This window comes from Cryobacterium sp. Sr3 (assembly GCF_004402835.1).
In the GTDB taxonomy this organism is placed as follows: Bacteria; Actinomycetota; Actinomycetes; order Actinomycetales; family Microbacteriaceae; genus Cryobacterium; species Cryobacterium sandaracinum.
Genome location: NZ_SOFA01000038.1, coordinates 143,474 through 169,343 on the forward strand (window position 1 = coordinate 143,474; position 25,870 = coordinate 169,343).

Below are 25,870 nucleotides of genomic sequence, written 5' to 3' on the forward strand. Positions count from 1 at the left end.
CGATGGCGGCGGCTGGGAACCCCGCGGGACGGTCCGGGTCCGTCGCACAACTAGCATGGGGGAATGCTTGGTGCTCGACGATTCCGCGGTCCGATCGACCTGCACACGCATTCGAGCGTGTCGGATGGCACGGAGACCCCGTCGCAGCTCGTGCGGGCCGCCGCCGCGGCCGGCCTGGGCACGGTCGCACTGACCGACCACGATTCGACCGCCGGCTGGGCCGAGGCCGGTGTTGCCGCCCGCACCGCCGGACTCACACTCATCCCCGGCATGGAATTCAGCACCCGGGTGGGCTTCTCCAGCGTGCACCTGCTCGCGTACCTGTTCGACCCCTCCAACGCCGGCATCGTGGCCGAAACCGCTCGGGTGCGGCAGGCCCGGCTGGTGCGCGCCGAGCAGATGGTGGAGCGCATCGGCGTCGACTACGCCTTGACCTGGGAAGACGTGCTCGCACAGACCACGCCGGATGCGACGGTCGGCCGCCCGCATATCGCCGACGCACTGGTGGCCCGCGGGTTCGCGCTCACGCGGAGCGAGGCCTTCGCGGGAATACTGCACTGGGAGGCCGGCTACTACCAGCCCCACTACGCGCCGGACCCGCTGCGGGCCATCACCCTCGTGCGCGCGGCCGGTGGGGTGCCGGTCATCGCACACCCGGCGACGCGCGGGGCGGTCGACGTCATCCCTGAAGCGAAACTGGCCCGGTTGGCCGAGGCCGGCCTTTTCGGGCTCGAACTCGAGCACCGTGAGAACAGGCCCGAGGCGAAGGCCCACCTCTACGCGCTCGCCGAGAAGTACGGACTCTTCGTCACCGGGTCCAGCGACTACCACGGCGAGGGCAAGCCGAACCGCCTGGGCGAGAACACGACGACGCCCGAGGTGCTCGAGCGCATCATCGGACAGGGAACGGGCTCGCCGCCCGTCTTCGGCTGACGCTGCCCACCCTTGGGGACCGGGCGCGCGGTCTACCATGCGCCGCGAGCCCTATCGTGAGCCACCGCGGAGTCAAACGAAAAGCGCCCCCGCCGAAGCGGAGGCGCTTACGGCCGAAACTGCCGTGCAGGGGGTGCCTAGCTGGGGGTGCCGGCCTGCGGGGCGTGGCGACGCGTGCGGCTTCGACGCCGCGGGGCGCTGTTGCCGTCGTGGTGCTCGGCGCCGCCGCCGTCGTGAGTGCCGGCGGTCGGGGTGATGACCGGGGCATCCGGGTTGGTGGTCGCGCTGACCCGGGTGCGCGAGCGCGGCGGGCGGCTGCCGGCCAGTTCGCCGGAGTGGCTCGCGCCCGAGCGTGCGGCGTCGGTGTGACCGGCGCCGGAGCGACCGGCGCCCGAGCGCGAGGAGTCGCCACCGGTGCGGCCCCCGCCGGAACGGCCGAAGTCAGAGCGGCCCGAGTCGGAGCGGCCGGCGCCGCCGGTACGGCCTGCGCCACCCGTGCGTGCAGCCGAGGCGGCGGTCTCCCGGATGGGCGAGGCGCGGAGGCGACCCTTCGACCCGGCCGGGATGTTCAGGTCGGCATAGAGGTGCGGCGACGACGAGTAGGTCTCCATCGGAACCGGCGTGCCGAAGTCGAGCGCGTTGTTGATCAGCGTCCACTTGTGCATGTCGTCCCAGTCGACGAACGTGACCGCAATGCCGGTCTTGCCCGCACGGCCGGTGCGTCCTACGCGGTGCAGGTAGGCCTTCTCGTCCTCGGGGATGGTGTGGTTGATCACGTGAGTGACGTCGTCCACGTCGATGCCGCGCGCGGCGACATCCGTGGCGATCAGAATGTCCTTCTTGCCGGCCTTGAAGGAGGCCATGGCGCGTTCACGCTGTTCCTGGTTGAGGTCACCGTGCACGGCCGTGGCGTTGAAGCCGCGATCGCCGAGCTCCTCGACCAGCTTGGCGGCGGCGCGCTTGGTGCGGGTGAAGATCACGGTCTTGCCGCGGCCCTCGGCCATCAGGATGCGGCCGATCACCTCGTCCTTGTCCATGTTGTGTGCGCGGTAGACAAGGTGCTCGATGTTGGCCTGCATCAGGCCCTCGTCGGGGTCGGACGCACGGATGTGGATCGGGCGGTTCATGAACCGGCGCGCCAGGGCGACGATCGGGCCCGGCATCGTGGCCGAGAACAGCATCGTGTGGCGGGTGGGCGGCGTCTGCGAGAACAGCTTCTCGATGTCGGCGAGGAAGCCGAGGTCGAGCATCTTGTCGGCCTCGTCGAGCACCATCTCGCTTACGTTGGCGAGGCTGAGCAGGCGCTGGCTGGCGAGGTCGAGGAGCCGGCCGGGGGTGCCGACGACGATCTGCGCGCCGGCCTTGAGCGCCTCGATCTGACCTTCGTACGCCTTGCCGCCGTAGATGGAGACAACCTTGGTGTTGCGGTTGCTGGAAGCCATCTCGAGGTCTTCGGAGACCTGCACGCACAGCTCGCGGGTCGGGACGACGACGAGTACCTGCACGCCGGGTGCGGGGTCGAGCCCGAGTCGCTGAATGATCGGAAGGCCGAAGCCGAGGGTCTTGCCGGTGCCGGTCTTGGCCTGACCGATGATGTCCTGGCCGCTCAGGGCGAGGGGGATGGTCTGCACCTGGATGGGGAAGGGCTCGATGATGCCTTTATCAGCGAGAGCCTGAACCATGTCCTGGTCGATGTTGAGTTCGGAGAAAGTCACGAATTATTGCCTGTCATTAGCTGGAAGCGGGATGCGCCCGTCTTTTGCTTCGGGCACCTGGCCATCGATCCATGCCGATGGCGTGGCCCCAGCCTATCGGGCGGCCCTGTGAAGTCTCTTATACCGGACCCGGACGCGCCGATGCGCCCAGCGTGGGCCGGAACCCGCGGTGGCGGCACGACACTGTTCTAAGCTGGGCCTGTGATCATGTGGATCGATGGGCGCAAGAAGCGCGTGGAGGCACCCCGGCAACCGGCGCGGCGGGCACGTCAGTCGACCACGAAAATGGACATCGCCGGTTTCACGCCGGAGTTGCTGCCCTACTTCGGCCAGGCGGCGTACTTCCAACTCGGCATGTTCGAGAACCTCGCCCTGGCCATCGCGATCGCTCCGGACCTCACCGCGAAGGAGGCGCTGAGCGTCGCCGCCGGCCGGGCCCTCGCCAAGCACCAGGGGCTCGTGGCCGAGATCCGCCGCCGCGGCGGTGAGCCGTCCGAGGTGATGGCCCCGTTCGCGCCCCACCTCGACGCGTTCCGCGAGCAGACGGCCGGCGCCGACTGGAACGAACTGCTGCTCAGCTGCTATCTCGCCGGGGGACTGCTCGACGACTTCTTCATCCGGCTGTCCGACGGGCTGCCCGGCGATGTGGGCCCGCGGGTGGCGCACCTGCTCGGCCAGGACGCCGGCACGGAGGTTCTCGTCACCCACCTGAAGGCCGCTATCGGCGCCGCCCCGGCGCTCGGGTCGCACCTGGCCCTGTGGGGACGACGCCTGGTCGGGGACACCCTGCTGGTCGCCCGCTCGGCTCTGCCGATGGAGGGCATCACCGCAGCGGAGTCCCGGATCGAACCCGTGTTCACCGAGCTCATCGCCGCGCACACGCGGCGCATGGACGGACTCGGCCTGACCGCCTGACCGCCGGCCGCACGGGGAGCCTTCGTCACGCGCGGGCCGGGTGCCCGTCGCGCATCAGGGTGTGCAGCATCCGCTCGTCGCCGGCGGTGCGCGTGCGCACCAGGGCCAGGTCGGCTGCGACGGATGCCAGTGCGGTCACCCCGAGGGTGACCCACCAGATCCAGCCACCGTCCAAGGGCGCGCCTAGCCAGCTCAGCGCCACCCAGACGACGGACGCGACCATGGTGCCGATCGCCGGGACGAGGACTGCACCGTGTGCGCGGCGCCCCGGAATGGCATACCGTGCGGCAATCCCCAGAACCGCACCGCCGAGGGCGATGAAGAGCAGTTCCACGGTTGGTCAGGCGACGAAGCCGACGCGGCGGGACTCCTCGGAGCCTAGCTCCACGTACGCGAGCCCGACGGTCGGAACGATGTAGACCTTGCCCTTGCTGTCGGAGAGCTTCAGGTACCCGGTCTGCCCGGCGAGGGCGGCAGCGACCGTTTCCTCGACCTCGTTCGCGGGCTGTGAGGTCTCGAAGCCAATCTCACGGGGAGAATTGAAGATGCCAATGCGGATATCCACCAGATGCGCCTTTCGTTGCCTAAGCGCCCAGATTACGACAGAACCGCGCACCGGGCCGACATCGTTCACTGTCGGCGCAACCCGTTACGTTTGAAAACGTGACAACCCTGGGACTCCCGCTCCGTACCGAGCAAGAAACGGTCGTTCTCGACGACTCGCAACGCGCCGTTCTTGCGCTGGTAGCGCAGCCTGCCCTGCCCGGTGGTCGACGCCACACCTCGGGAGTCAGCGCCTCCGTGATCGGCGCACCCGGCACCGGCAAGACCACCACGCTGGTCGAACTCGTCGCCGAGTGCGTGCGGGGCCACGGGTATTCGCCCAGCGAGGTGCTTGTGCTGGTGCCCACTCGCACGGGAGCGACGGCCCTGCGTGACCGGCTTGCGCTGCGCCTCGGCGTGCCCACCAACGGCCCGCTGGCCCGCACCGCGAACTCGGTCGCGTTCCAGATCGTGCGGGATGCCCTGGCCCGGGCGGGAGGCGCGGCTCCCACCCTGCTCACCGGCGGCGAACAAGACCAGATCATCGCGGAGCTGCTCGAGGGGCACCGGCAGGACCACGCCGAAGCGCAGCAGGCCGAAGCGCAGGGCGGGTCGCAGCACATCGAGTCACACCCTGAGTCGCGGCACGCCGCACCGGACTGGCCCGACAGCCTCGGCGCCGACGTGCGCAGCCTGCGCGGGTTCCGCACGCAGCTGCGCGACCTGATGATGCGCGCCGTCGAATACGGCGTCACCCCGGAGGCGCTCGCGGCTCTCGGCCGCAGCGAGCAGCGCCCGGAGTGGGTGGCCGCGGCCGAGTTCATCCGCGGCTACGACGACGTGAAAGACCAGTCCCGCCCCGGCCAGTACGACTCCACCGAACTGGCCCAGTTCGCCGCGGCCATCGTGGCCCGGGCCCCGGCCGGTTCCGCGGCGCTCGGCTCGCTCGGCAGCCTGCGCCTGATCCTGCTCGACGATGCGCAAGAACTTACCCAGGCCAACCTGACCCTCCTCGCCCAGTTCGCGGCGCGCGGCGTGGGCGTCATTGCGTTCGGCGACCCCGATATCAGCACCGGTTCCTTCCACGGCGCCCACCCGGATGCCCTCGGCCGGCTGGGCGCGTACCTGTCCGGCGCCGTGCTGCCGACCCTGGTTCTCAGCACGGTGTACCGGCACGACGCGGCCATCCGCGGGGTGGTGCGGGGTCTCACGCACCGCATCGGCGCGGCCTCGGCCGGCACGCAACGGTTCGCCGTCGGCGTGGCTGACCCGGCCGCGCAGGCAGTCCAGCCCGGAGGGAAGGCGGACCAGGCCGAGCCTGCCGGGGAGCCGAAACCCGTGCAGACCATGCTCGCGGACAGCCCCGCCGACCAGCTCGCCGTGATCGCCCGCCGGCTGCGGGAGCGGCACGTGCTCGGCGGCATTCCGTGGGGTCAGATGGCGGTCGTCGTGCGCAGCGGCTCGCTCGTGCCCGCCCTGTCCAAGGGGCTCGCCGCGCTCGAGGTGCCCACCCAGGTGTCGTCGGCGCAGACCGCGCTCCGCGACGATTACGCCGTGCGGGCCTTCATCCTCGCGCTCGAGGTGACCCTGGGCCGCACACCCCTGGGGCCCGAGGAGGCGACCCTGCTGCTCCGCGGCCCGCTCGGCGGCCTCGACCCGATCACCCTGCGGCGCCTGCGTGCCGCGCTGCGCCAACAGGAACTCAGCAGTGACCGGAACCGCTCCGCCGACGAGCTCCTGGTGGAGGCCCTCGGCGACCCCGGCCTGTTCGCCGCCATCGACAACCGCACGGCCCGCCGGGCCGCCAGCTGCGGGGAGAGCCTTCGGGCGGCCGCCGTGGAATACGCTGCCGGCGCCACAATCGAGGAACTGCTCTGGGGTCTCTGGCAACGAAGCGGCCTCGCCCGGGAGTGGAAGGACCAGTCCACCGGCACGGGCATCGTCGCCGACGAGGCCAACCACAACCTCGACGCCGTGGTGGAGCTCTTCTCCGCCGCGCAGCGCTACGTGGAGCGCACCCCGACCGCCCCGCCGGTTTTGTTCCTCGAACACCTTGTCGACACCGACGTGCCCGAAGACACCCTCGCCCCGCGCGCGCTGGGCGACGCGGTCATCGTGTCCACCCCGAGCGGCCTGATCGGCCGCGAATTCGACGTCGTCGTCATCGCCGGGGTGCAGGAGAACGTCTGGCCCGACCTGCGCATCCGTGGTTCGCTGCTCGGAGCCGACGACCTGGCCGCGCTCGCCGCCGGCCGGCGCCCGGAGGAGGCCGGCGCCCGCACCACCGTGCTGCACGACGAGCTGCGCATGTTCGCCCAGGCGACCAGCCGCGCCCGCAGCGAACTGCTGGTGACTGCCATCGACAACGAGGAGAACCAGCCGTCGGTCTTTTTACGGCTGCTGCCGAAGCCCGCACCGCGCACGGCTCCGGAGCCCGGCGACATCAGCCGCTACCCGCTCTCCCTGCGCGGCCTGGTGGGCCGGCTCCGCCGGGATTTGACCCGGGGCACCGCGGCCCACGGCGACGAGGCCGCGAGCCGGGCCACGGATGCCGCAGCGACCCTGGCCCGGCTGGCCCGGGAGAACGTGGTCGGTGCCGCCCCCGACCAGTGGTACGGCCTGAACGAGCCCAGCACCGTGCGCCCGCTCAACGACCCGGAGGCCGGCGACGCCCCGGTGCGCGTCTCGCCGTCGCGGATGGCGGCCTTCGAGACCTGCCCGCTGCACTGGGTGATCGGGCAGGTCGGCGGCGGCACGTCCAACACCGCCGCGAACCTCGGCACGATCATCCACAAGGTGATGGAGGACTCCACCACTCATAGCCCCGACGCGCTCTGGAAGGGCGTCGAGGCGCGCTGGGGTGAGCTTCAGTTCGACGCCGACTGGCAGTCCCGGGTGCAGAAAGTCGAGGCGCGCGCGCTGACCGACCGGCTCGCCTCCTACCTGCTCGACTTCGAACACGGCGGTGGCAGCCTGCTCAGCGCGGAGTGCACCTTCCAGATCGACGTCGACGGCGCCGTGCTGTCCGGCACGGTCGACCGGGTCGAGCGGCTCGGCGATGGGCGGGCGGTCATCGTCGACCTGAAGACGGGCCGCGGCGACCCGATCAGCGACGCCGGGGTGGCCCTGCATCCGCAGCTCGGCGCCTACCAGCTCGCGTTCAGCGAGGGTGCCATCGAGGGCATCCCCGCCGGAATGCCGCTCGCCGGCGCTCGCCTCCTGATCGTGTCCAGCGGCACGGTCAAGCAGAATTACCGCAATCCCACCCAGTCCACCTTCACCCCTGAGGAGCTTGCGGCCTTCCGCAGCCGGGTCGGTTGGGACGCCGCCGGCATGGGCGGCGCCACCTTCCTCGCCGAAATCAGTTCCCACTGCCTCGACCCGCGCTCGCACGGGTCCTGCCGAATCCACGTCATTAAGCAGGTCAGCTCATGAACCAGTCCGTCACCCCGCCGCCCATCTCGGCCCGCCAGATCGCTGCGACGCTGGGCATGTTCCCCCCCACGGATGAACAGCAGGCCGTGATCGAGGCGCCGTTGACGCCCACCCTCGTGGTGGCTGGGGCCGGCAGCGGCAAGACCGAGACCATGGCCAACCGGGTGCTCTGGCTGCTCGCCAACGGGCACGCCCGGCCCGACCAGATCCTCGGCCTCACCTTCACCCGCAAGGCCGCCGGCGAACTGTCCGAGCGCATCCGCGACCGCATCGACCAGCTCGACGCGCAGGGGCTGCTGCCGAAGCCGCCGGCGCCCGCGGCGGGGGTGGTCACGATAGATTCCTCCGACCTGTTCAACATGCCCACGGTGTCGACGTACAACTCGTTCGCCAGCCGCCTGTTCACCGACAACGCCCTGCTCCTCGGGCGCGAACCCGAGTCGGTGCTTCTCAGCGAGACCAGCGCCTGGCTGCTGGCCCGCCGAGTGGTGATCGAGCACGGCGACAGCCGGCTCGTACCCTTCGGCAAGAAGCTCGACGCGGTGACGGATGCCGTGCTCGCCTTCAGCCGTTCCCTCGCCGAGAACCCCCCGCCTGTTGTTCCGGGCGTTCCGGCCGCGCCGCACGACCTGACCGGCCTCTCCGCCGGCTTCGGCTATCTGCGAGACCTGCCCTACGGCAACCCGCGCAAAAAGATCCCGTATGCCTCGGTCGCCGAGTCACTCGCGGCGGTGGAGCCGCTGCCGGTTCTGTTCGAGCTCGCCGAACGCTTCGCAGTGGAGAAGCGCCGGCTCGGGCTGATCGAGTTCTCCGACCAGGTGGCTCTCGCCCTGCAGGTCTGCCAGAAGACCCTGCAGGTCGTCGCTCGCTACCGCGACCAGTACCGGGTGGTGCTGCTCGATGAATACCAGGACACCTCGGTGCTGCAGACCGAGCTGCTGCACACCCTCTTCAGCCGGCATCCGGTGATGGCCGTCGGTGACCCGCACCAGTCCATTTACGGCTGGCGCGGGGCCAGCTCGGCGAACCTGCTGGGTTTCTCGCAGAGCTTCGCCGGACTCTCCAACCGCCAGTCGCCGTCGATGAGCCTCTCCGTCACCTGGCGCAACCCGGTCACGGTGCTCGACACCGCGAACGCGCTGGTGGCGCCGCTGAGCGAGGCGCTCCGGGCCCGGCCCGACGGCATCCAGGTCGACACCCTCGCGGTGCCGGCCGGTAAGGCGAACGGGCGGGTCGAGGCGTCGATGCTTGAGACCATCGCCGACGAGGCCCGGGTCGTGGCGGACTGGTTCGCCACGCGCCTCACCAGCGGCACCGACAAGTCCGGCGCGATGCTCTTCCGGGCCCGGCGCGAGATGGAGTTCTTCGCCGAGGTGCTGCGGGAGCAAGGCGTCCGCGCCCACGTGCTCGGCCTCGGCGGCCTGCTCTCCACCCCGGAGGTCACCGACGTCATCTGCGTGCTGCGGGTCGTTCACGATCCCTCCGCCGGCAGCGAACTGGTGCGACTGCTCGCCAGCGGTCGCTACCGGGTCGGCCCCCGCGACCTGCAGCACCTCGCGGCCGTGGCGCGCTGGCTGGCGGCACACGACTGGGCCCAGCAGGCGGTGACACAGGAACTCAAAGACAAGATGCGGGCATCCGTCGCCGTCGACGAGGGCGCGTCGCTCGTCGATGCCCTCGACTTCGTGGCTGCCGCCCCCGAGACCCACGGGCAGCTCGCGGGCTTCAGCGACACCGGCCGGGCCCGGGTGCGGGCCGCCGGCCGCCAGCTGGCCTGGCTGCGCGCGCGGGCCGGCCTGCCGCTGCTGGACTTCGTGCGGCTGATCGAGCAGGAGCTCCTGCTCGACGTGGAACTCGTCGCCAACGAGGCCAACGGCCTGGGCCTCGCGAACCTCTACGCTTTCCACGACACGGTCTCCGCCTTCCTTGCCAGCGACGAGGTCGGCAGCCTCGCCGGTTTCCTGCGCTGGCTGGGCAGGGCCGCCGCCTACGACGACCTGGGCCCGCGGATCGAGCCGGGCGAGAGCGGCACCGTGCAACTGCTCACCATCCACGGGGCCAAGGGGCTCGAGTGGGACTATGTGGCCATCCCCAACCTGACCGAGAAGAGCCTGCCGGCTCAGACCCGGGACGGGGCCGGCTGGCTGAAGTTCGGCGAGCTGCCCTACCCGTTCCGCGGCGACCGGGCCGAGCTGCCCGAGCTCGCCTGGCAGGAGCATGAGACCCAGCTGTCGTTCGACACAGAATTTCAAGCCTACAAAGAGCAGCTCGCCGCCCGCCACGACGACGAGGAGCGGCGCCTGATCTATGTGGCCACGACCCGCGCCCAGGAGGAGCTGCTGCTCACCGGATCGTACTGGGGCGGCGGCAGCACCGTGCGCGCCCCCAGTCGGTACCTCGAAGAGCTCGCCGAGGCCGGGCTGATCGCCGCGCTGCCGGAGGGCAGCGAGCACGACGAGAAACCCGACACCGGGGAGGGCGTCGACGAGCACTGGCCCTTCGACCCGCTCGGCACGCGGCGGCCCCTCGTCGAGGCCGCGGCCGCCCGGGTGCGCGCCGAAGCGCAGAGCGAACGCGACACCCGGTGGTCCCACGCGGTCACCCTGCTGCTCGAGGAACGGATGCTGCGCCTCGCCGGCGCGGGCGCCGTCCCGCTGCCCACGCGCATTCCGGCTTCCCGGTTCAAGGACTACATCGACGACCCGGTGGGGGTGGCCGCCGCCCTGCGCCGCCCCATGCCCGAGCGACCGTATCGGGCCACCCGGCTGGGCACCCTGTTCCACTCCTGGGTGGAACAGCGCGCCGGCGGGGCGTCGGGCGGCGACCTGATCGACGCGGACGAGAGCGAACTGGACCTCGGTGACCAGGGCCCCGACGACCTCGACCTCGACCTCGACCAGAACCAGCCGCTGGAGCAGGCCCAGCTCGAACGGCTGCAGCGCACCTTCGAGCACTCGCCGTGGGCGTCGGTGCAGCCCGAAGAGGTCGAGATCGAGATCCACCACGTGCTGGCCGGGCAGGTCTTCGTGTGCAAGCTCGACGCGGTCTACCGCACCGAGACGGGCTACCAGGTCGTCGACTGGAAGACCGGCCGGGCGCCTTCGAGCGCCGCGGACCTCGAGCTCAAGCAGACCCAGCTGGCCCTGTACCGGCTCGCCTATGCGCGCTGGAAGGGCATCGACCCGGAGATCGTCGACGCGGTGTTCTACTTCGTCGCGGACGACACGATCGTCGCCCCCGACCGGCTCTACTCCGAGGAGGACCTGGTGCGGGCCTGGTCGTCCGTTCGACTGAAGGCGGTATCGCCCACGGTGTCGAGCGCGCCGGTGGTGGCATCGTCGGCCGATGACGATGACGACGAGCCTGGACCCGAACCGGAGCCGGTCTCGTCGTCGTCCTCGAACTCGCCGCCGAACTCCGACAGGTTGTAGGCGTCGGTGTGCATGGAACCACCCAGGTCGCGGCGGGGGATGCCGCGCGGTGTGGACTTGAGCATGCTCTCCACCCCGGCAACATCGAGGATCGGGCCGGTGGCCGGTGACAACGGATGCGACGTAGCCTGGTGCACGTTGTCCACCAGACCGTCGAGCATGGCCACGGCGTCGTCGACGATCCCCTGGCTGCGCGTGTCCGTGCCGTGCAGCAGCCAGCGGGCCAGCTCCAGCTCGGCGTAGAGCATCGCGCGCTGCGTGATCCTCGGGTCGTTGCCCTGGCGGGCCGACGCGTACGACGCGACGGCGGTCTCGCCGGCCGCCCCGCGGGAGGAAAGCAGCCAGTGCAGGTCGCGGGCCGGGTCGCCCACGCTCAGGGCGGACCAGCCGAGAACCCCGGAGACGGAGTCGTCGGTGATCAGGAACGAGTCAGCCGACAACGACCCGTGCACCACGCAGGGCGCGAACTGCCAGAGCCCGTCGTCGTCGGTGGCCTGTTCCCAGCGGCGCAGGATCGCGGCGGGCAGGTAGCCGGTGGTGGCCGCCCGGTCGATCAAGGTGATGGTTCCGGTACGGCATTCCTGAGCGCTCTGCTGAGGCAACCCGGCGGTGCCGACGAAGGCCGTCGGCAGTGAGTGCACCGCGGCGATGGCGCGGCCGATCGAACCGGACACGCCCGCGTGGCCGGTGAGGGCATCCGCGTCGAAGGAATCGCCCTCCAAAAACTCGTAGACGACGGCCCGGGTGCCGCTGAGCGGCGCCTGGCCCACGAACTGCGGCACGTCGAAGGGGAGCCGGCTGCGGTTGCCGACGGTGAGCGCGCGCAGGGCTACCAGATCGGCGGACTGCTCGGTTTCGGCGGCCTGCGAGGCGGGGACCCGGATGATGAGGGCACGGTCGTCGCGGTCGATCAGCAGTGCGGATTCGAACGCGCCGCTGGCTCCTCGAGAACGCGCGACGGTGCCGTGCAGACGCACCTGGACGACGTCGAGACCGGGGACGGCGGCAGTGGCCAGCGCGGCTAGAGTGAGAGGGGATCTGACCATACTTCTAGGTTAGGTCGACTTCCCCTCGGCGCGGTTGTTCGCCACGCCTCGACACAACTTCGGCAGTCTGTCCGAGACCGAGGAGCACCATGTCGTTTGCGTTCACCTCCCGTCTGCCGCTTTCCCGTCACGCGGTCGACCGTGACGGCGAGGCGCGGGCCACCCCCGGGTTGCTCAACACGCTGCAGACGGATGCCAGCACGCGCCTGCTCGTGCTGTGGCGAGGCTCCGCGCTGATGGAGGCCGCCGCCCCCGCCCGACTGCGCCTGCTGGCTCCCGACCGAGTTCCCGCCGGCGAGTTCCGGCTCTACCTCGGCCGTTCCCTGGCCGAAGATGCGCCGGAGCCCGTGGGCACCCCGCTGGTCGCGGCCGTGCTGACCGACGAGGAGGCCCTGGCGCTCGAACCCGACGAGTCCCTCTGGGTGTCCCTGCGCCCTGTGGCGACCACCCTGTCCGACCGCGACGCGGGACTGTTCACCGAGACGCTCGGCGTCGTGAACTGGCACGACTCCCACGCCCACTGCCCGCGCTGCGGCACGGCCACCCTGATCGAGAACGCCGGTTGGACGAGGCGCTGCCCCGACTGCGGCGGCCAGGTGTTCCCGCGCACCGACCCGGCCGTGATCGTGCTGATCACCGACGCCGACGACCGCATCCTGCTCGGCTCGAACGCCCTCTGGGAGGGCAACCGCTACTCGCTCCTGGCCGGTTTCGTCGAACCGGGCGAGTCGCTCGAGGCGGCCGTCATCCGGGAGATGTTCGAGGAATCCGGCCTGCGCGTGGCCGACCCGGTCTACCTCGGCTCCCAGCCGTGGCCGTTCCCGGCCTCGATCATGTTCGGCTTCACGGCCCGGCTCGCCGACGGCCAGGCTCCGGCGGCCCTGCTCCCCGACGGGGAGGAGATCCTCGACCTGCGCTGGTTCAGCCGCGACGAGCTACGGGCCTCCGGCGACGTCATCATCCTGCCCGGCCGTTCCTCGATCGCCCGGGCGATCATCGAGCACTGGCTCGGCGAACCTCTCGACTTCGGCCCCGACAAGGTGCACGGATGGCGCTGACCGCCGGTTCCCTGCTGGCCGGCCTCGACGACCAGCAGCGGGTGGCGGCCGAGGCGCTCGTGGGTCCGGTGTGCATGCTCGCCGGCGCCGGCACCGGCAAGACCCGGGCCATCACCCACCGCATCGCCTACGGCGTGATGACCGGCGCGTACTCGCCGAACCGGGTGATGGCCCTCACCTTCACGGCGCGCGCCGCCGCGGAGCTGCGCGGCCGGCTGCGCCAACTCGGCGCCGGGGGCGTCGCCGCCCGCACGTTCCACTCGGCGGCCCTGTCGCAGCTGAACTATTTCTGGCCGCACGTCGTCGGCGGCCAGGCGCCCCGCATCCTCGACGGCAAGGGCCGTCTGCTCGGGCACGCCGCCGAAACCCTGAAGCTCAAGCTGGACACGGCCACCCTGCGCGACCTGGCCGCGGAGATCGAGTGGCGAAAGACCTCCGGAATCGGCATTGAGGCGTATGGGGCCGGCATCGCCAAGCGCAGCCTGCCCGGCCGGCTCGACGTGGACCAGGTGCTGGCCATGATGGAGTCCTACGAGCGCCTCAAGGACGACCGCAAGCAGATCGACTTCGAGGATGTGCTCCTGGCGATGGCCGGGATGATCGAGGCCGAGCCATCCGTCGCCCTACAGGTGCGCGAGCAGTACCGTTTCTTCGTCGTCGACGAATACCAGGACGTCTCCCCGCTTCAGCACGACCTGCTCTCGCTCTGGCTGGGCCAGCGCCGCGACCTCTGCGTCGTCGGGGACGCCAGCCAGACCATCTACTCCTTCGCGGGCGCCCGCAGCGACTACCTGCTCGACTTTCCCAAGCGGTGGGAGGACGCCACCGTCGTGCGCCTCGAGCAGAACTACCGGTCGACGGGGTCGATCGTCGCCACGGCCAACCAGCTCATGCGCGGGCGGACCGGCGCCCTCACCCTGCGCGCCCACGCCAGCGAAATCGGCACCGAGCCGGGTGTGCGCGAATACCCGAACGACATGGCCGAGGCCCGCGGCGTCGCCCAGAACATCGTCGAGCTGATCGAGGGCGGCACCCGCCCGGAGGACATCGCCGTGCTGTTCCGGGTGAACGTGCAGGCCGCCTTCCTCGAAACTGCCCTCGGCGACGTCGGGGTGAGCTACCAGATCCGCGGGTCGAAGCGCTTCTTCGACCTGGCCGAGGTCAAGCAGGCGGTGATGCAGCTGCGCGCGGCATCCGTCTCGATCATCGGCGAACCGCTGTTCAAATCCGTCAGTGACGTGCTGCGCTCCCTCGGCTGGAGCCAGAGTGCGCCGGAGGCCCAGGGCGCGGTGCGCGACCGGTGGGAGTCGCTTAACGCGATCATGGGCCTCGTCGACCAGGCAGCCCCGGAGACCACATTCCGCCAGTTCACCGACGAGCTGATGGAGCGCCAGGCCGGCCAGCACGAACCCACGGTGTCCGCGGTGACCCTGGCGACGCTGCACTCGGCGAAGGGCCTCGAATGGGACGCCGTCTTCCTGATCGGTCTGTCCGAGGGACTCGTGCCGATCAGCTACGCAGGCACCTTCGAGCAGATCGACGAGGAACGCCGGCTGCTCTACGTGGGCATCACCCGGGCACGCAAACGGCTGTCCCTGAGCTGGTCTGCTGCGGGCCACCAGCAGCGCAGCCCCAGAGAGCGTTCCCGGTTCCTGTCCGAGATCGGCGCCCGCGGCGTGCGTGCGCCCGCCGCCCGCGGCTCCTGAGACCGGCGCGGGGTAGCCTCGGGGCGTGCCCACTTTTCCGTTCACCCGCCTGGCTGCGGTGCCCTACGCGCCGTTACTGGTGACGCAGGCACGCCGGCTGCGCCGCGACACGCCCCGGTTGCCCGACGCCGCCCTCCCGTGGACCGGTTCCCGGCCCGGCCCCGACCCGCTGCGCATCCTCGTGCTCGGCGACTCGACCGCCGCCGGCGTGGGCGCCGAGACCCAAAGCGAGGCCCTGCCTGGCTGGATCGCCCACGAGGTGGCCGAGCGCTGGGGCCGCGGCAGCACCTGGCGGGCGATCGGTGAGAACGGCGCCACGGCCCGGGACGTGCGCGAGCACTTCCTGACGGACGCCGCCGCCGTGCCCTTCGACCTGGCCCTGCTGACCATCGGCGCGAACGATGCGCTGGGGCTGCGCTCCCGAAACGCCTTCACGAACGATGTGCGTCGAATCGTGCTCGCCCTGCGGGCCGCGGCGCCGCAGGCGGCCGTGCTCGTGTCGCTGATGCCGCGCTTCGACCGCTTCGCGCTGCTGCCCGAACCCCTGCGCGCCACCCTCGCGCGGCACGCCGCGAGCCTCGACACCGGCGCCCGCCTGGCCGTCGAGGGTCTCGACGGGGTCGTCGCGATCCCGACCCCGCCGCCCTACGTCGAGGGCTTCTTCGCCAGCGACGAGTTCCACCCGAGCGCGCTCGGCTACCGCCTCTGGGCCCGGTTCGTCTTCGACTCCGCGCCCGGCCTCCGACTCGACCGCCCGGTCGGCTGAGAGCACCTGATGGCCCTGCTCCGTAGCCTGGACGAGGTTGTCGCGGTCGTCCGGGCGGTCGAACTCGAACGCACCCGGCAGGCGACGGATGCCGGCTCGCGCACCCTCGTCGGCCTGGCCGGCGCCCCGGGATCGGGAAAGTCGACCGTGGGGGAGGCGCTGGTCGCCCGGCTGAACGCCGGCGCCTCGTGGTGGTGGAGGGCAACTACCTGCTGCACGGCGAGGGCGGCTGGGCCAAAGCCCGGCCGCTGCTCGACCTGACCCTGGTCGTGGGGCTGGAGCGGGGCATCCGGCTCGCCCGAGCCTGATCTGGGACCCGGTCTGCGACCGGGTCTGACCTGGACCTGTCCGGTCAGTCGCGGACGGGGCGCCCGGCCCCGGGCAGCGCGGTCACGTTCCCGGGAACGGTGCGGCAGCCGCACGACTCATGCGGCCGGTAGCCACGACGTTTGAGGGTGCCGGACGCCACGTCGAAGATGAGCGCGCTCTCCGTGAGGGTGGACCGCCCGAGGACCAGCCGGTCGTGGCCGATCCCGGCGACGAGGGCGGCCACATCGATGCCGGCCCGCGGGGTCTCCGTGGGTGCCCGGCGGCTGAGCAGCTGGCAGGCCAGAGCGGCCCACGACGGGTCGGAATCCATGTGCGCCAGCTCTAGGCAGTACAGGCAGGGGCCGACCCCCGGCTCGACCAGGGGTCCGATCCGCACCTCGCTGTCGCTGAAGACCACGGGCAGGTGCGGGATGTCCCGGCGCAGCCAGCGCCCGTGCCGCTCCGGTTCCAGGGCGTAGTGACCCAGGACCACGGCCAGCCCGGTGCCGGGGTCGTCGGTCTTGGCCAGAGTCAGACCCAGGGTGCCGATCAGGGTGCGGATCAGGTCCGCCGTGAGCCCGCACCCGTCGACGCAGATTCTGGGCGGCGGTGCCACGGCGACCGGTTCGGGCATCCGGGCCGGGCCCGGAACATTCTCGGCGGTGACCAGAAGAGCCGGCCGCAGGGCGCGGAGCAGCGCCAGGATGGCCTCGTCGGAGGCCCCGCCCTCCCGCCCGATCATCAGTGCTCCGGAGCGGGGCACCCCCACGAACAGGGCCGCGAGCACCCGCTCGAGTCCCGGGCTCAGGGCGGTGATCACGACCAACGGGCGGTCGACGCCGACCTGGATGATGTCGGGCGAGCGCCAGACGACCGGATACCGGGGATCGAGTCGGAGTGTCATTCGGCGATGATGCCGCACTCTGCGCGCGCCCGCGCGAGTCATCCACAGCCCTGGCCCACAGCCGCAGCTCGGCACGGCGCGGCCGTTTGCCCGATCCTCGGCGTCAGTCCAGCATCCGCCCCTAGGCTTTCGCTATGACGACGCAACGACGTGTACTTGTGACCGGCGCTACCGGGTATATCGGCGGCCGGCTCGTTCCCCTGCTGCTGGAAGCCGGCTACGTCGTGCGCGTGCTCGTGCGCACACCCCAGAAGCTGAAGGATGTCCCGTGGGTCGAACAGGTGGAGGTCGCCGAGGGTGACCTCGGGGACCTGGCCAGTGTGCGATCCGCCGTCACCGGGGTCGATATGCTCTACTACCTGGTGCACTCGATGGGCACCCGCGGCGACTTCGAGAGCACGGAACGCCTCGCGGCCACGAATGTGGCTACGGCCGCCGCCGCGGCCGGCGTCTCCCGCATCGTCTACCTGGGCGGGCTGCACCCGGACACCGAGGAGCTGTCCCAGCACCTGCGCTCCCGGGCAGAGGTCGGCCGCATTCTGGTGGCGTCCGGTGTGCCGACAGCAGCCCTCCAGGCCGGGGTGGTCATCGGGTCCGGCTCCACGTCGTTCGAGATGATCCGGCACCTGACCGACGTTTTGCCGTACATGCCGGCGCCGCAGTGGGTGCGCAACAAGATCCAGCCGATCGCCGTGCGTGACGTGCTCTACTACCTCGTCGCGTCGGCGGAGCTTCCCGCCGACGTCAACCGCACCTTCGACATCGGCGGCCCCGACGTGCTGCGTTACGGCCAGATGATGAACGGGTACGCCCTCGAGGCCGGCCTGCGCCAGCGCCCCATCGCGTCCCTGCCCGTGTTCACGCCCTGGCTCGCATCGCAGTGGGTCAATTTGGTCACGCCCATCCCGCGCAGCCTGGCCGTGCCGATCATCGCAAGTCTGCAGAACGACTGTGTGGTTCACGAGCGCGACATCGACCAGTACATTCCCCAGCCGAAAGAGGGTCTCACCGGGTATCGCACCGCCGTGCGCCTGGCCCTCGGCCGCATGCGCGACGGCGACGTCGAGACCAGCTGGCGGAACGCGTCGATCGCGGGCGCGTCGAGCAACCCGCTGCCCAGCGACCCCGAATGGGCCGGGCACCTCGTCTACACCGACCTCAAGGAAAAGCACACCGCAGCGAAGCCGGAAGCCCTGTGGCGCGTGATCGAGAGCATCGGCGGTGACAACGGCTGGTACTCATTCCCGCTGGCCTGGGCCATCCGCGGCTGGATGGACAAGCTCGTCGGCGGGGTCGGCCTGCGCCGCGGCCGTCGTAACCCCGACCACCTGCATACGGGCGACGTGCTGGACTTCTGGCGGGTCGAACGCATCGACACCGGCCGGTTCCTGCGTCTCCGTGCCGAGATGCGCGTTCCCGGCCGGGCGTGGCTGGAGATGACGGCGGATCCGGCGCCGGGCGGCGGCTCCGTGTACCGTCAGCGCGCCGTCTTCTTCCCACGGGGACTGGGCGGTCGGCTGTACTGGTTCGCGATCCTGCCCTTCCACGGCGTCATCTTCACCGGCATGGCCAACCGGATCACGGCGGCCGCCGTAGGGGAGGCTGCCGTGGAGGTGGCCGTGACGAACGCGAACGCCACGACTGCCCCGGATGCCCCCGGATCGGGCCGGCCGGTCGCCGAGCGCGCCGCCTGAGCGGTGAGTTCACCGAGGTTGACCTGACCGGGCTCTGACCTGACCGGGCTCTGACCCGACCGGGCCCTGACCTGACCGGGCCCTGACCTGACCGGGCCCTGACCTGACCGGGCCCTGACCTGACCGGGCCCTGACCTGACCGGGCCCTCGACGCGGTATGAAACCGCGTTCCAACCGCCCGGTTTTCCGAGTCCGAGGCCCTGGGGCCACTCAGCCCGAACGGAGTCGACGGCGATTCTGGCGCCCCGAACGCTTTCGTCGGTCAGGCCCGGCTGAGCCCGCGCGTGTGGCCAACTCAGGACATCCGCCGCCTGGGTCCGCCAGCCGCCGCAGACTAGTGCGGAACCAGCGCGGATGCCCGGCATGCCCCGAGCGGATCTCCTGAGTTGGCCACACCATCTGCCGGATACCAAACGGTGATCGCTGGAGGCGCCGCATGACTCGTGCGGCTCGGGCCTTGACCAGGGCACTCGCCGCCTCGCCGGTGATGACCCGCGTGCACGCGGTGCCGTCGGACCCGATCGTGGGCGCGCGACGCCGCGAAGCGATGAGGACTCACTCAGGGGCCGGTGCGGTCACGGCGAGGCACCATGGAAAAGTTGCGAGCAACGCGATGCCGATCCAGCAGATCTGATGTGGGGCGAGTCTAAGCAGTGGCTCGGGCGCAGTGGCTAGTGCGTGGGAAGGTGCGCAGAGATCTGCTCGTCGGGCTCGAGTTCCAGCTGGCGCTCACGGAAGAGATTGAGCTGGCGCTGGCGGTATTCGCCGACCAGATTCGTGATGTCGTGGTGTTCGGTGTGGCCGGGAAGGTTAGGCAGGGATGCAGATTCTGAAGTCAATGGGAAAACCAATTCGTCTCGGGGGAACGACCGATGCCCGGATTTGGAGCATTCAGAGACGCTAATTGATTCCACCGGTGATGTCAACGCGGCGGGTGCTGCCGGCTTCAGCCTCGGTTGTTGTTGAGTTCGAAGACCTTGAGCAGCTCCGCGATGGCGGTCCCCCGAGCCTCGCCCCCGGCCTCGAACATCTCGGTCACGTGGGTTTGCAGGTGATTGTCCACCAGGAGCTTGTTGAGCGAGCCGAGCGACTTCTGGATTGACAGGGACTGCGTGAGGATGTCGATGCAGTAATCCTCGTTCTCGATCATCTTCTCCAAACCACGCATCTGACCCTCGAGGATGCGGGCACGGTGCAGGGCACGCCGTTTGATGTCGTCAATCATGGGTCTACAGTATCGCGATTTCACATACCCCGAAGGGGTATTCTGTCGTCTGCCAGCGACGTCACCATCGTGTGCGACCACCTGGCACCATGCCCAACGTCATCCGGCTGTCCCGACGCACCCTGCGCGTGATCAGGGGTACCCTAATCTGCACCTTCTGCACCTTCTGCACCTTCTGCACCTTCTGCTACGGCGGGGCGGCGCTGCCGCTGGCCGTGTTCGACCTGATCAACCCGTTGATCTCCGCCGCAGCGATGGCGTTCTCCAGCCTGTTCGTGGTGCGCAACAGCCCGCGCCGGTGACGATCGCCACCGATGTCTTCGTGCATGGCGCGCAGATCTATGTCATCACCTACGAACAGGTCGACGTCACGCTCGACGTCACCGCCGGGGCACTCGGCCCGGCCGAGGGGCGCACTCCGGCCGTCGGGTTCGAGCCCGGCACCTTCGTGCCCCGCGACCAGTCGTTCACGGCGAACCCGTTCCCGGGTATCGGCCTCGCAGCGGCCCTGATCGGCCTGCTCGGCGCCGGTCTCGCCGTCGCCTCCCGGGCCACCCGCTGGCGGAACGCACCGGGTCGGCCGACCGTCGTCGCCGAGTACCTGCGGCCGCAGGGCATCAACCTGTGGCCGCAGGGCGTCAACCTGCTCATGGCGGGAAACGTGATGCGCACGAGCACCAAGGCCATGACCGCCCAGTTGCTCAGCTTCGCTGTGCGTGGCAATGTGCGGGTCCTGGAGGGGGAGGGCACAAAGCACTACCTGCTCGAGCTGCTGCACACCAGAGACCTCGACCCGGCCGAGCAGGCGGTGTTCCGGCTGCTGTTCCCGGGGCTGCACGCGGGCACGAGCCGCGACCTCAAGACGAAGGACACCAAGCTGGGCGCCGGGCTGGCCAAGCAGCTCCAGGCGGTCACCGAGCAGGTGCTGGCCGACGGGCTGCGGGAGAGGAAGGGTGGCCGGCTGCCCCGTTGGCTGCTCGTCGGCCCTGTGCTCACCGGCATTCTGACTCTGGTCGGCGTGAAGCTGTACATCGATATAGCCCAGGCCGAACGGCTGCGAGTGCTGCAGAGCCCCGAGGGAGCGCTGAGGTCGCCCTACCGGCCGGACCCGGCATCCGTTCTCGGCCTGCCCGATCCGGGGCAGCCGGGGCAGGTGCTGAAGCTCTATGAGCACCTGCTGCCGTTCGCGGTGCTGTTCGGTCAGGAGAAGGAGTGGGCCCAGGTTCTCGGTGACCACTACGCCCGGAGTGACGCGCAGCCGGACTGGTACGCTGGGTTCGCTCCGTTCAACCCAGTCTGGTTCGCCGCCGGGTTGAGCTCGTTCACGAGCTCCACCTCGGCCTCCTGGTCGGGAAGCGCGTCGAGTTCCTCCATTTCCGGTTCGGGTGGAGGTGGCTCGGTCGGCGGTGGAGGCGGCGGCGGAGGAGGAGGCGTCTGATGGGCACCCCGGTCGAACCCACAGTCACACGTTCCGCTCTGGCCCCCGGTCTGCTCGGGGCGGTCATCCTGCTCGGCGGGCTCGCGCTGCTGGACTCCGAAAGTTTCATCATCATCCGTTACGCGGTCAGCATCCTCGCGATGATCCTCTGCGTCTTCGCTATCCAGGCGAAGGCCTGGCTGTGGTTGATCGGTCTCGTGCCGATCGCGGTGCTCTGGAACCCGATCGTGGTCATCGACCTGTCCGGCCGGGGCTGGGTGTCCGCCCAGTTCATCGCCGCGCTGGTCTTCATCCTCGTCGGGGTCGTCACCAAGGTGCCGGTGCATCGGGATTGACCAGCGGGCGTAGACTATATTTGCGTCGAAAAAGCCCGATTACCGTCTTGACCGCGCCGCTGCATCCCAAATGCCGGTGGCGCAAATAGGGTTGGCACGTTGCTCGATTCAGGCTTCGACGTATCGATCGCACCGGTGTCCACGGATGCCGCACCACGTCGAGCACGGCCTTTGTCTGCTGTGCTGCTGTGAAGTTGGAGAAGAATGGCTTACACCCGCCACCAGGCCGCCGGTTCGAACAACCGTGTTGCCGCCGAAGGTCGCGCTCGGCAGCGACCTCGTTCCCGCGACGATGACGCCCCCATCATTCCCATCCTCGCCCGCAAGGTGCGCGAGGTGGAGGCGAAGGCGCAGGTCGGCGCCAAGCTGGGCCCGACCAACCGCACCAAGTACCAGGTCATCGCGCTGCTCATGCGCGAGGAACGTGCCCGGGTCAAGGGCGACAAGGACCTCACCGACGCGAACCGCGCGGAACTGCTGAAACGCCTTGACGGCATCGCCCAGATCCTGGCGAAGACCGCGGCCCGCGACACCAGCCTGATCACCCTGCTGGAACCGGATGCCGGCGTGTCCACGGTCGCGCAGCGGTTCCGCCGCGACTGGCTGCTTGAGTCCGGCGCCGAACTCACCCCCGACGAACTGATCATCACCCGCGAGGCCGAGGCCAAGCCGGAAATTCCGGTCAACCAGGTCATCCCTCAGTCGGTCAAGGCTCGCCAGCTCGCCAACCCGTTCCTCGCGCCCGATTTCAGCGCCGCGACGGCCCAGCCGGTCGTCTCCGGCCGTCGCCTGGCCAACTGGGAACTCATCGGCCCGCTGTTCAAATCCTTCGAGTATGGTTCCGGCGGTCAGGCCGCCAGCATGGACCTGCCCGAGGCACCCCGCGTCGACCGGCTCTCGCCTCGCGGCATGGAGCTGATGCGCCACCAGGCCCGGTTCGTCGAAAGCGCGCGCCTGGGCCACCGCAGCTACCTGCTTGCCGACGAGCCGGGGCTCGGGAAGACGGCGCAGAGCCTGCTCGCGGCATCCGTCAGCGGGGCCTACCCGCTGTTGGCCATCGTTCCCAACGTCGTCAAGATGAACTGGGTGCGCGAGGTCGCACTGTGGACGCCGAACCGCCGGGCCACCGTCATCCACGGCGACGGCGACACGCTCGACGCCTTCGCCGATGTGGTCATCGTCAACTACGACGTGCTCGACCGGCACCGCACCTGGCTGGGCACCCTGGGCTTCAAGGGCATGGTCGTCGACGAGGCGCACTTCATCAAGAACCTGCAGTCGCAGCGCTCCAAGCACGTGCTGGCCCTGGCTGAGCAGATCCGGCGCCGCACGCCCGGCGGCAACCCGCTGCTGATGGCTCTGACCGGAACCCCGCTGATCAACGACGTCGACGACTTCCGGGCGATCTGGCAGTTCCTCGGTTGGCTCGACGGCGACAAGCCGGCCCCCAGACTCATGCAGAAGCTCGAAGCGATCGGGCTGACCCCGGCCGACTCCGGGTTCTACAGCGCCGCGCGTGCCGCGGTGATCGACCTCGGCATCGTGCGCCGCCGCAAGGTCGACGTCGCCGCCGACCTGCCGGCCAAGCGCATCGCGGACATCCCGGTCGAGCTGGACGACGACCTCGGCCGCTCCATCCGCCAGGCCGAGCGGGAGCTCGCCGCCCGCCTGGTCACCCGGTACCACTCCCTCGTCGCCGCCCGCCATCCGGGCCAGACGCCGCCCGTCCTCGAGGGAGAGCAGCGAGCCGCGTTCATCCGCGCGGTTGCCCACGCCGAACTCGAGGAGTCGAAGGGGCAGACGACCGGTGAGAACGTCTTCACCATGGTGCGCAAGATCGGCCAGGCCAAGGCCGCCCTCGCGGCAGACTACGCCGTGCAGCTGGCGCACTCGGTGGGCAAGGTCGTCTTCTTCGCCAAGCACATCGACGTGATGGATGCCGCCGAGGACATCTTCGCCAAGCGCGGCCTGCGCACGGTCTCCCTGCGCGGCGACCAAAGCGCACTGGCCCGCCAGGCCGCCATCGACTCCTTCAACGATGACCAGGGGGTGGCCGTGGTGGTCTGTTCCCTCTCTGCCGCCGGAGTCGGCGTCAACCTCCAGGCCGCCTCCAACGTCGTGCTCGCCGAGCTCAGCTGGACTGCCGCCGAGCAGACACAGGCCATCGACCGGGTGCACCGCATCGGCCAGGACGAGCCGGTCACCGCGTGGCGGATCATCGCCGCCCACACCATTGACGCGCGCATCGCCGAACTCATCGGCAGCAAGCAGGGCCTCGCGGCCCGCGCCCTGGACGGCGCCGTCGACGAGATCTCGTCCGCCGATTCCGTGCAGGCCAGCGCCCTGATCTACCTGCTGACCCTGGCACTCGACGGGGAGTTGTAGAACGCGCCCCTCACCGGCGTGGATTTGAACCGGGCCTCGTTTGGGGTCCATCATTGAGTGGCGGCGGTGTGGGCGCCAATCTGATCACTTGTGCAACAAGGAGCAACGACAAATGAAAATTGGTATCCTCACCAGCGGCGGAGACTGCCCCGGCCTGAACGCGGTTATTCGCGGTTCCGTCCTTAAAGGCATCCGCGTCCTCGATGCCGAATTCGTCGGCATTCGCAACGGATGGAAAGGCCTGGTCGAGGGCGACTTTATGACTCTGGACCGGCACAGCGTGCGCGGTCTCTCCCGTCAGGGTGGCACCATCCTCGGCAGCTCCCGCACGAACCCGTTCGAGGGTGAAAACGGCGGCCCCATTAACATTCAGAAGACGATGGACGCGGAAGGAATCGACGCGATTATCGCCATCGGCGGCGAGGGCACCCTCACCGCGGCACGCCGACTGACGGATGCCGGACTCCAGATCGTCGGCGTTCCCAAGACCATCGACAACGACCTCGAAGCCACCGATTACTCATTCGGCTTCAACACCGCCGTCGAGATCGCCACCGAGGCCATCGACCGACTGCGCACCACGGCCGAATCCCACGGCCGCTGCATGATCGTCGAGGTCATGGGCCGCCACGTGGGTTGGATCGCCCTGCACTCCGGCATGGCCGGCGGCGCCCACGCCATCCTGATCCCGGAGCAGCCCCAGACCATCGAGCAGATCTGCGACTGGGTCATGCACGTGCGCGACCGCGGCCGCGCACCCGTGCTCGTCGTCTCCGAGGGCTTCAAGCTCGCCGGCATGGAGGAGGCGCTCTCGACCAAGGGCCTCGACGCGTTCAACCGCCCCCGCCTCGGCGGCATCAGCGAGATGATCGCCCCGATGATCGAGGAGCGCACGGGCATCGAATCCCGCGCCACCGTCCTCGGCCACACCCAGCGCGGCGGCGCTCCGTCGGCCTATGACCGGGTGCTCGCCACCCGCCTCGGCATGGCGGCCGTCGACGCCGTCTACGCCGGCCAGTGGGGCTCCATGGTTTCCCTGCGAGGCACCGACATGGAAATCGTCAGCATCGCGGAAGCGACCATCGGTCTAAAGACCGTGCCGCAGGCGCGCTACGACGAGGCCGCGGTGCTGTTCGGCTAAACCCGCACCAAGCGCTGAGGGGATCCGGATCGATTTCCGCCGATTGGCGGAGGTTCAACCGGGACCCCTTCGTGCGTTCCGGGACCGACTCAGGCGAGTTTGGCCTGAACCTGCGCCAGCGACGGGTTCGTCGCGCTGGAGCCGTCCGGAAAGAGGACTGTCGGAACCGTGCGGTTGCCGTTGTTCAGGCTCATCACCAGCTCGGACGTGCCGTCGACCTCCTCCACGTTGATCTCGGTGTAGGCGATGCCGGCCTTGACCAACTGGGTCTTCAGGCGGGTGCAATAGCCGCACCAGGTCGTCGTGAACATGGTTATGGTTCCGGATTCCGGCACAAAGTTCATACTTGGATCCTAACAAACCGGCCTGAACGGGAGCAGGACCGTACCTCGTTACCATTGGTTCATGTCTCTTCCTCAGGTCTGCGTGGGCTACCTCACCCGGCGTTCTCCATCGGGGGACCTGCAGGTGCTGCTCGGCCGCAAGAAGAAAGGACTGGGCCGGGGCAACATCGTCGGCCTCGGCGGCAAGCTCGAGCCGGGGGAGTCGGCCGTGGAGGCGATGATGCGGGAGATCAAGGAGGAGTCCGGCCTGGTCGTGGCGGCATCCGCCCTGACCCCGTTGGGTCTGCTGACCTACCTGTTTCCGCACCGGGAGGCCTGGAGCCAGGAATCGAGCGTGTTCGTCTGCACGCAGTGGAGCGGCACCCCGCGCGAGTCCGACGAGCTGAACCCGGTCTGGTTCGACGTGGCCGCGCTACCGGTGGACGAAATGTGGGACGACGCCCGGCACTGGCTGCCGGGGGTGCTCGCCGGCATTCCGGTGCGGGCCACCTACACCTTCGGTCCCGACTTGGCCACGGTGGTCGACCCGGTTTGAATTGACCTGCTT

22 protein-coding genes and 1 pseudogene are annotated in these 25,870 nt (G+C 69.8%); 15 read left to right on the forward strand and 8 right to left on the reverse strand.

The window, feature by feature from the left end; translation table 11 throughout:
* Nucleotides 1-63: 63 nt before the first annotated feature.
* A complete protein-coding gene (locus tag E3N94_RS12205; protein WP_134421125.1) occupies nt 64-933 on the forward strand; it encodes a PHP domain-containing protein in 870 nt (289 codons plus the stop codon).
* Between the two features lie 137 nt (nt 934-1,070).
* Here the strand turns inward: E3N94_RS12205 and E3N94_RS12210 are convergent, their stop codons facing one another.
* Complete coding sequence (locus E3N94_RS12210) at nt 1,071-2,648, reverse strand: DEAD/DEAH box helicase (RefSeq protein ID WP_134570307.1); 1,578 nt, start codon at nt 2,646-2,648, stop codon at nt 1,071-1,073.
* A 207-nt stretch (nt 2,649-2,855) separates the two neighbouring features.
* Between E3N94_RS12210 and E3N94_RS12215 the strand changes: the two genes are divergently transcribed.
* Nucleotides 2,856-3,563 (forward strand): ferritin-like fold-containing protein, encoded by a 708-nt coding sequence (locus E3N94_RS12215; RefSeq protein ID WP_233191421.1) that lies wholly within the window; start codon nt 2,856-2,858, stop codon nt 3,561-3,563.
* A gap of 25 nt (nt 3,564-3,588) precedes the next feature.
* Here the strand turns inward: E3N94_RS12215 and E3N94_RS12220 are convergent, their stop codons facing one another.
* Both E3N94_RS12220 and E3N94_RS12225 read right to left on the reverse strand, forming a co-directional pair.
* A complete protein-coding gene (locus E3N94_RS12220; protein WP_104101049.1) occupies nt 3,589-3,897 on the reverse strand; it encodes a hypothetical protein in 309 nt (102 codons plus the stop codon).
* Between the two features lie 6 nt (nt 3,898-3,903).
* Nucleotides 3,904-4,128 (reverse strand): DUF3107 domain-containing protein, encoded by a 225-nt coding sequence (locus E3N94_RS12225; protein ID WP_104101050.1) that lies wholly within the window; start codon nt 4,126-4,128, stop codon nt 3,904-3,906.
* Nucleotides 4,129-4,226: 98 nt separating this feature from the next.
* Here E3N94_RS12225 and E3N94_RS12230 point away from each other — a divergent pair, with 98 nt between their 5' ends.
* Both E3N94_RS12230 and E3N94_RS12235 read left to right on the forward strand, forming a co-directional pair.
* Nucleotides 4,227-7,541, forward strand: a complete 3,315-nt coding sequence (locus E3N94_RS12230; protein ID WP_134400801.1) for an ATP-dependent DNA helicase — start codon at nt 4,227-4,229, stop codon at nt 7,539-7,541.
* Nucleotides 7,538-10,972: an ATP-dependent DNA helicase gene (locus E3N94_RS12235; RefSeq protein WP_134570308.1), complete on the forward strand. Its 3,435-nt coding sequence runs from the start codon at nt 7,538-7,540 to the stop codon at nt 10,970-10,972. Before E3N94_RS12230 ends, E3N94_RS12235 begins: the two co-directional genes overlap by 4 nt.
* A 284-nt stretch (nt 10,973-11,256) precedes the next feature.
* On the opposite strand, the pseudogene E3N94_RS17270 reads toward E3N94_RS12235, so the two are convergent.
* A pseudogene (locus E3N94_RS17270) lies at nt 11,257-12,018 on the reverse strand (phosphotransferase); the annotation flags it as partial.
* An 89-nt stretch (nt 12,019-12,107) separates the two neighbouring features.
* Between E3N94_RS17270 and nudC the strand changes: the two are divergent.
* Genes nudC through E3N94_RS16760 form a run of 4 tightly spaced genes read left to right on the forward strand, consistent with a single transcriptional unit; the run spans nt 12,108 to nt 15,809 of the window.
* Nucleotides 12,108-13,076, forward strand: coding sequence for an NAD(+) diphosphatase (gene nudC, locus E3N94_RS12245; protein ID WP_134570309.1), 969 nt, complete (start codon nt 12,108-12,110; stop codon nt 13,074-13,076).
* A complete protein-coding gene (locus E3N94_RS12250) occupies nt 13,067-14,782 on the forward strand; it encodes an ATP-dependent helicase (protein ID WP_104101055.1) in 1,716 nt (571 codons plus the stop codon). The genes nudC and E3N94_RS12250 overlap by 10 nt, the downstream gene beginning before the upstream one ends.
* Nucleotides 14,783-14,807: 25 nt before the next feature.
* Nucleotides 14,808-15,548, forward strand: a complete 741-nt coding sequence (locus E3N94_RS12255; RefSeq protein ID WP_134570310.1) for an SGNH/GDSL hydrolase family protein — start codon at nt 14,808-14,810, stop codon at nt 15,546-15,548.
* A 9-nt stretch (nt 15,549-15,557) separates the two neighbouring features.
* Complete coding sequence (locus E3N94_RS16760) at nt 15,558-15,809, forward strand: hypothetical protein (RefSeq protein WP_174776133.1); 252 nt, start codon at nt 15,558-15,560, stop codon at nt 15,807-15,809.
* Nucleotides 15,810-15,900: 91 nt separating this feature from the next.
* On the opposite strand, the gene E3N94_RS12265 is transcribed toward E3N94_RS16760, so the two are convergent.
* Entirely contained in the window at nt 15,901-16,761 is an 861-nt protein-coding gene (locus E3N94_RS12265) for a hypothetical protein (RefSeq protein ID WP_134570311.1), read from the reverse strand.
* Between the two features lie 134 nt (nt 16,762-16,895).
* On the opposite strand from E3N94_RS12265, the gene E3N94_RS12270 reads away from it, so the two are divergent.
* Nucleotides 16,896-18,455 carry an SDR family oxidoreductase gene (locus E3N94_RS12270; RefSeq protein ID WP_134570312.1) on the forward strand — a complete coding sequence of 520 codons (1,560 nt, stop codon included), beginning with the start codon at nt 16,896-16,898 and terminating at the stop codon, nt 18,453-18,455.
* Nucleotides 18,456-19,126: 671 nt separating this feature from the next.
* Here E3N94_RS12270 and E3N94_RS16630 read toward each other — a convergent pair.
* Nucleotides 19,127-19,294, reverse strand: a complete 168-nt coding sequence (locus E3N94_RS16630) for a hypothetical protein (RefSeq protein WP_158252085.1) — start codon at nt 19,292-19,294, stop codon at nt 19,127-19,129.
* A 107-nt stretch (nt 19,295-19,401) separates the two neighbouring features.
* Nucleotides 19,402-19,680: a metal-sensitive transcriptional regulator gene (locus tag E3N94_RS12275; RefSeq protein WP_104101060.1), complete on the reverse strand. Its 279-nt coding sequence runs from the start codon at nt 19,678-19,680 to the stop codon at nt 19,402-19,404.
* Between the two features lie 89 nt (nt 19,681-19,769).
* Here E3N94_RS12275 and E3N94_RS16635 point away from each other — a divergent pair, with 89 nt between their 5' ends.
* From E3N94_RS16635 to E3N94_RS12295, 5 genes are all read left to right on the forward strand, one after another.
* Nucleotides 19,770-19,982: a hypothetical protein gene (locus tag E3N94_RS16635; protein ID WP_166790108.1), complete on the forward strand. Its 213-nt coding sequence runs from the start codon at nt 19,770-19,772 to the stop codon at nt 19,980-19,982.
* Nucleotides 19,979-21,118 carry a DUF2207 domain-containing protein gene (locus E3N94_RS12280; protein ID WP_166790109.1) on the forward strand — a complete coding sequence of 380 codons (1,140 nt, stop codon included), beginning with the start codon at nt 19,979-19,981 and terminating at the stop codon, nt 21,116-21,118. The genes E3N94_RS16635 and E3N94_RS12280 overlap by 4 nt, the downstream gene beginning before the upstream one ends.
* Nucleotides 21,118-21,453 (forward strand): DUF6804 family protein, encoded by a 336-nt coding sequence (locus tag E3N94_RS12285; RefSeq protein ID WP_104169961.1) that lies wholly within the window; start codon nt 21,118-21,120, stop codon nt 21,451-21,453. The genes E3N94_RS12280 and E3N94_RS12285 overlap by 1 nt, the downstream gene beginning before the upstream one ends.
* A 204-nt stretch (nt 21,454-21,657) precedes the next feature.
* Nucleotides 21,658-23,838 carry a DEAD/DEAH box helicase gene (locus E3N94_RS12290; RefSeq protein WP_134342072.1) on the forward strand — a complete coding sequence of 727 codons (2,181 nt, stop codon included), beginning with the start codon at nt 21,658-21,660 and terminating at the stop codon, nt 23,836-23,838.
* A gap of 112 nt (nt 23,839-23,950) precedes the next feature.
* Nucleotides 23,951-24,979: a 6-phosphofructokinase gene (locus E3N94_RS12295; protein WP_104101064.1), complete on the forward strand. Its 1,029-nt coding sequence runs from the start codon at nt 23,951-23,953 to the stop codon at nt 24,977-24,979.
* Nucleotides 24,980-25,068: 89 nt separating this feature from the next.
* Here E3N94_RS12295 and E3N94_RS12300 read toward each other — a convergent pair whose 3' ends face one another.
* Nucleotides 25,069-25,323 (reverse strand): mycoredoxin, encoded by a 255-nt coding sequence (locus E3N94_RS12300; RefSeq protein ID WP_104101065.1) that lies wholly within the window; start codon nt 25,321-25,323, stop codon nt 25,069-25,071.
* A gap of 61 nt (nt 25,324-25,384) precedes the next feature.
* Here E3N94_RS12300 and E3N94_RS12305 point away from each other — a divergent pair, with 61 nt between their 5' ends.
* Entirely contained in the window at nt 25,385-25,858 is a 474-nt protein-coding gene (locus E3N94_RS12305) for an 8-oxo-dGTP diphosphatase (RefSeq protein ID WP_134570314.1), read from the forward strand.
* The last annotated feature ends 12 nt before the right edge of the window (nt 25,859-25,870 follow it).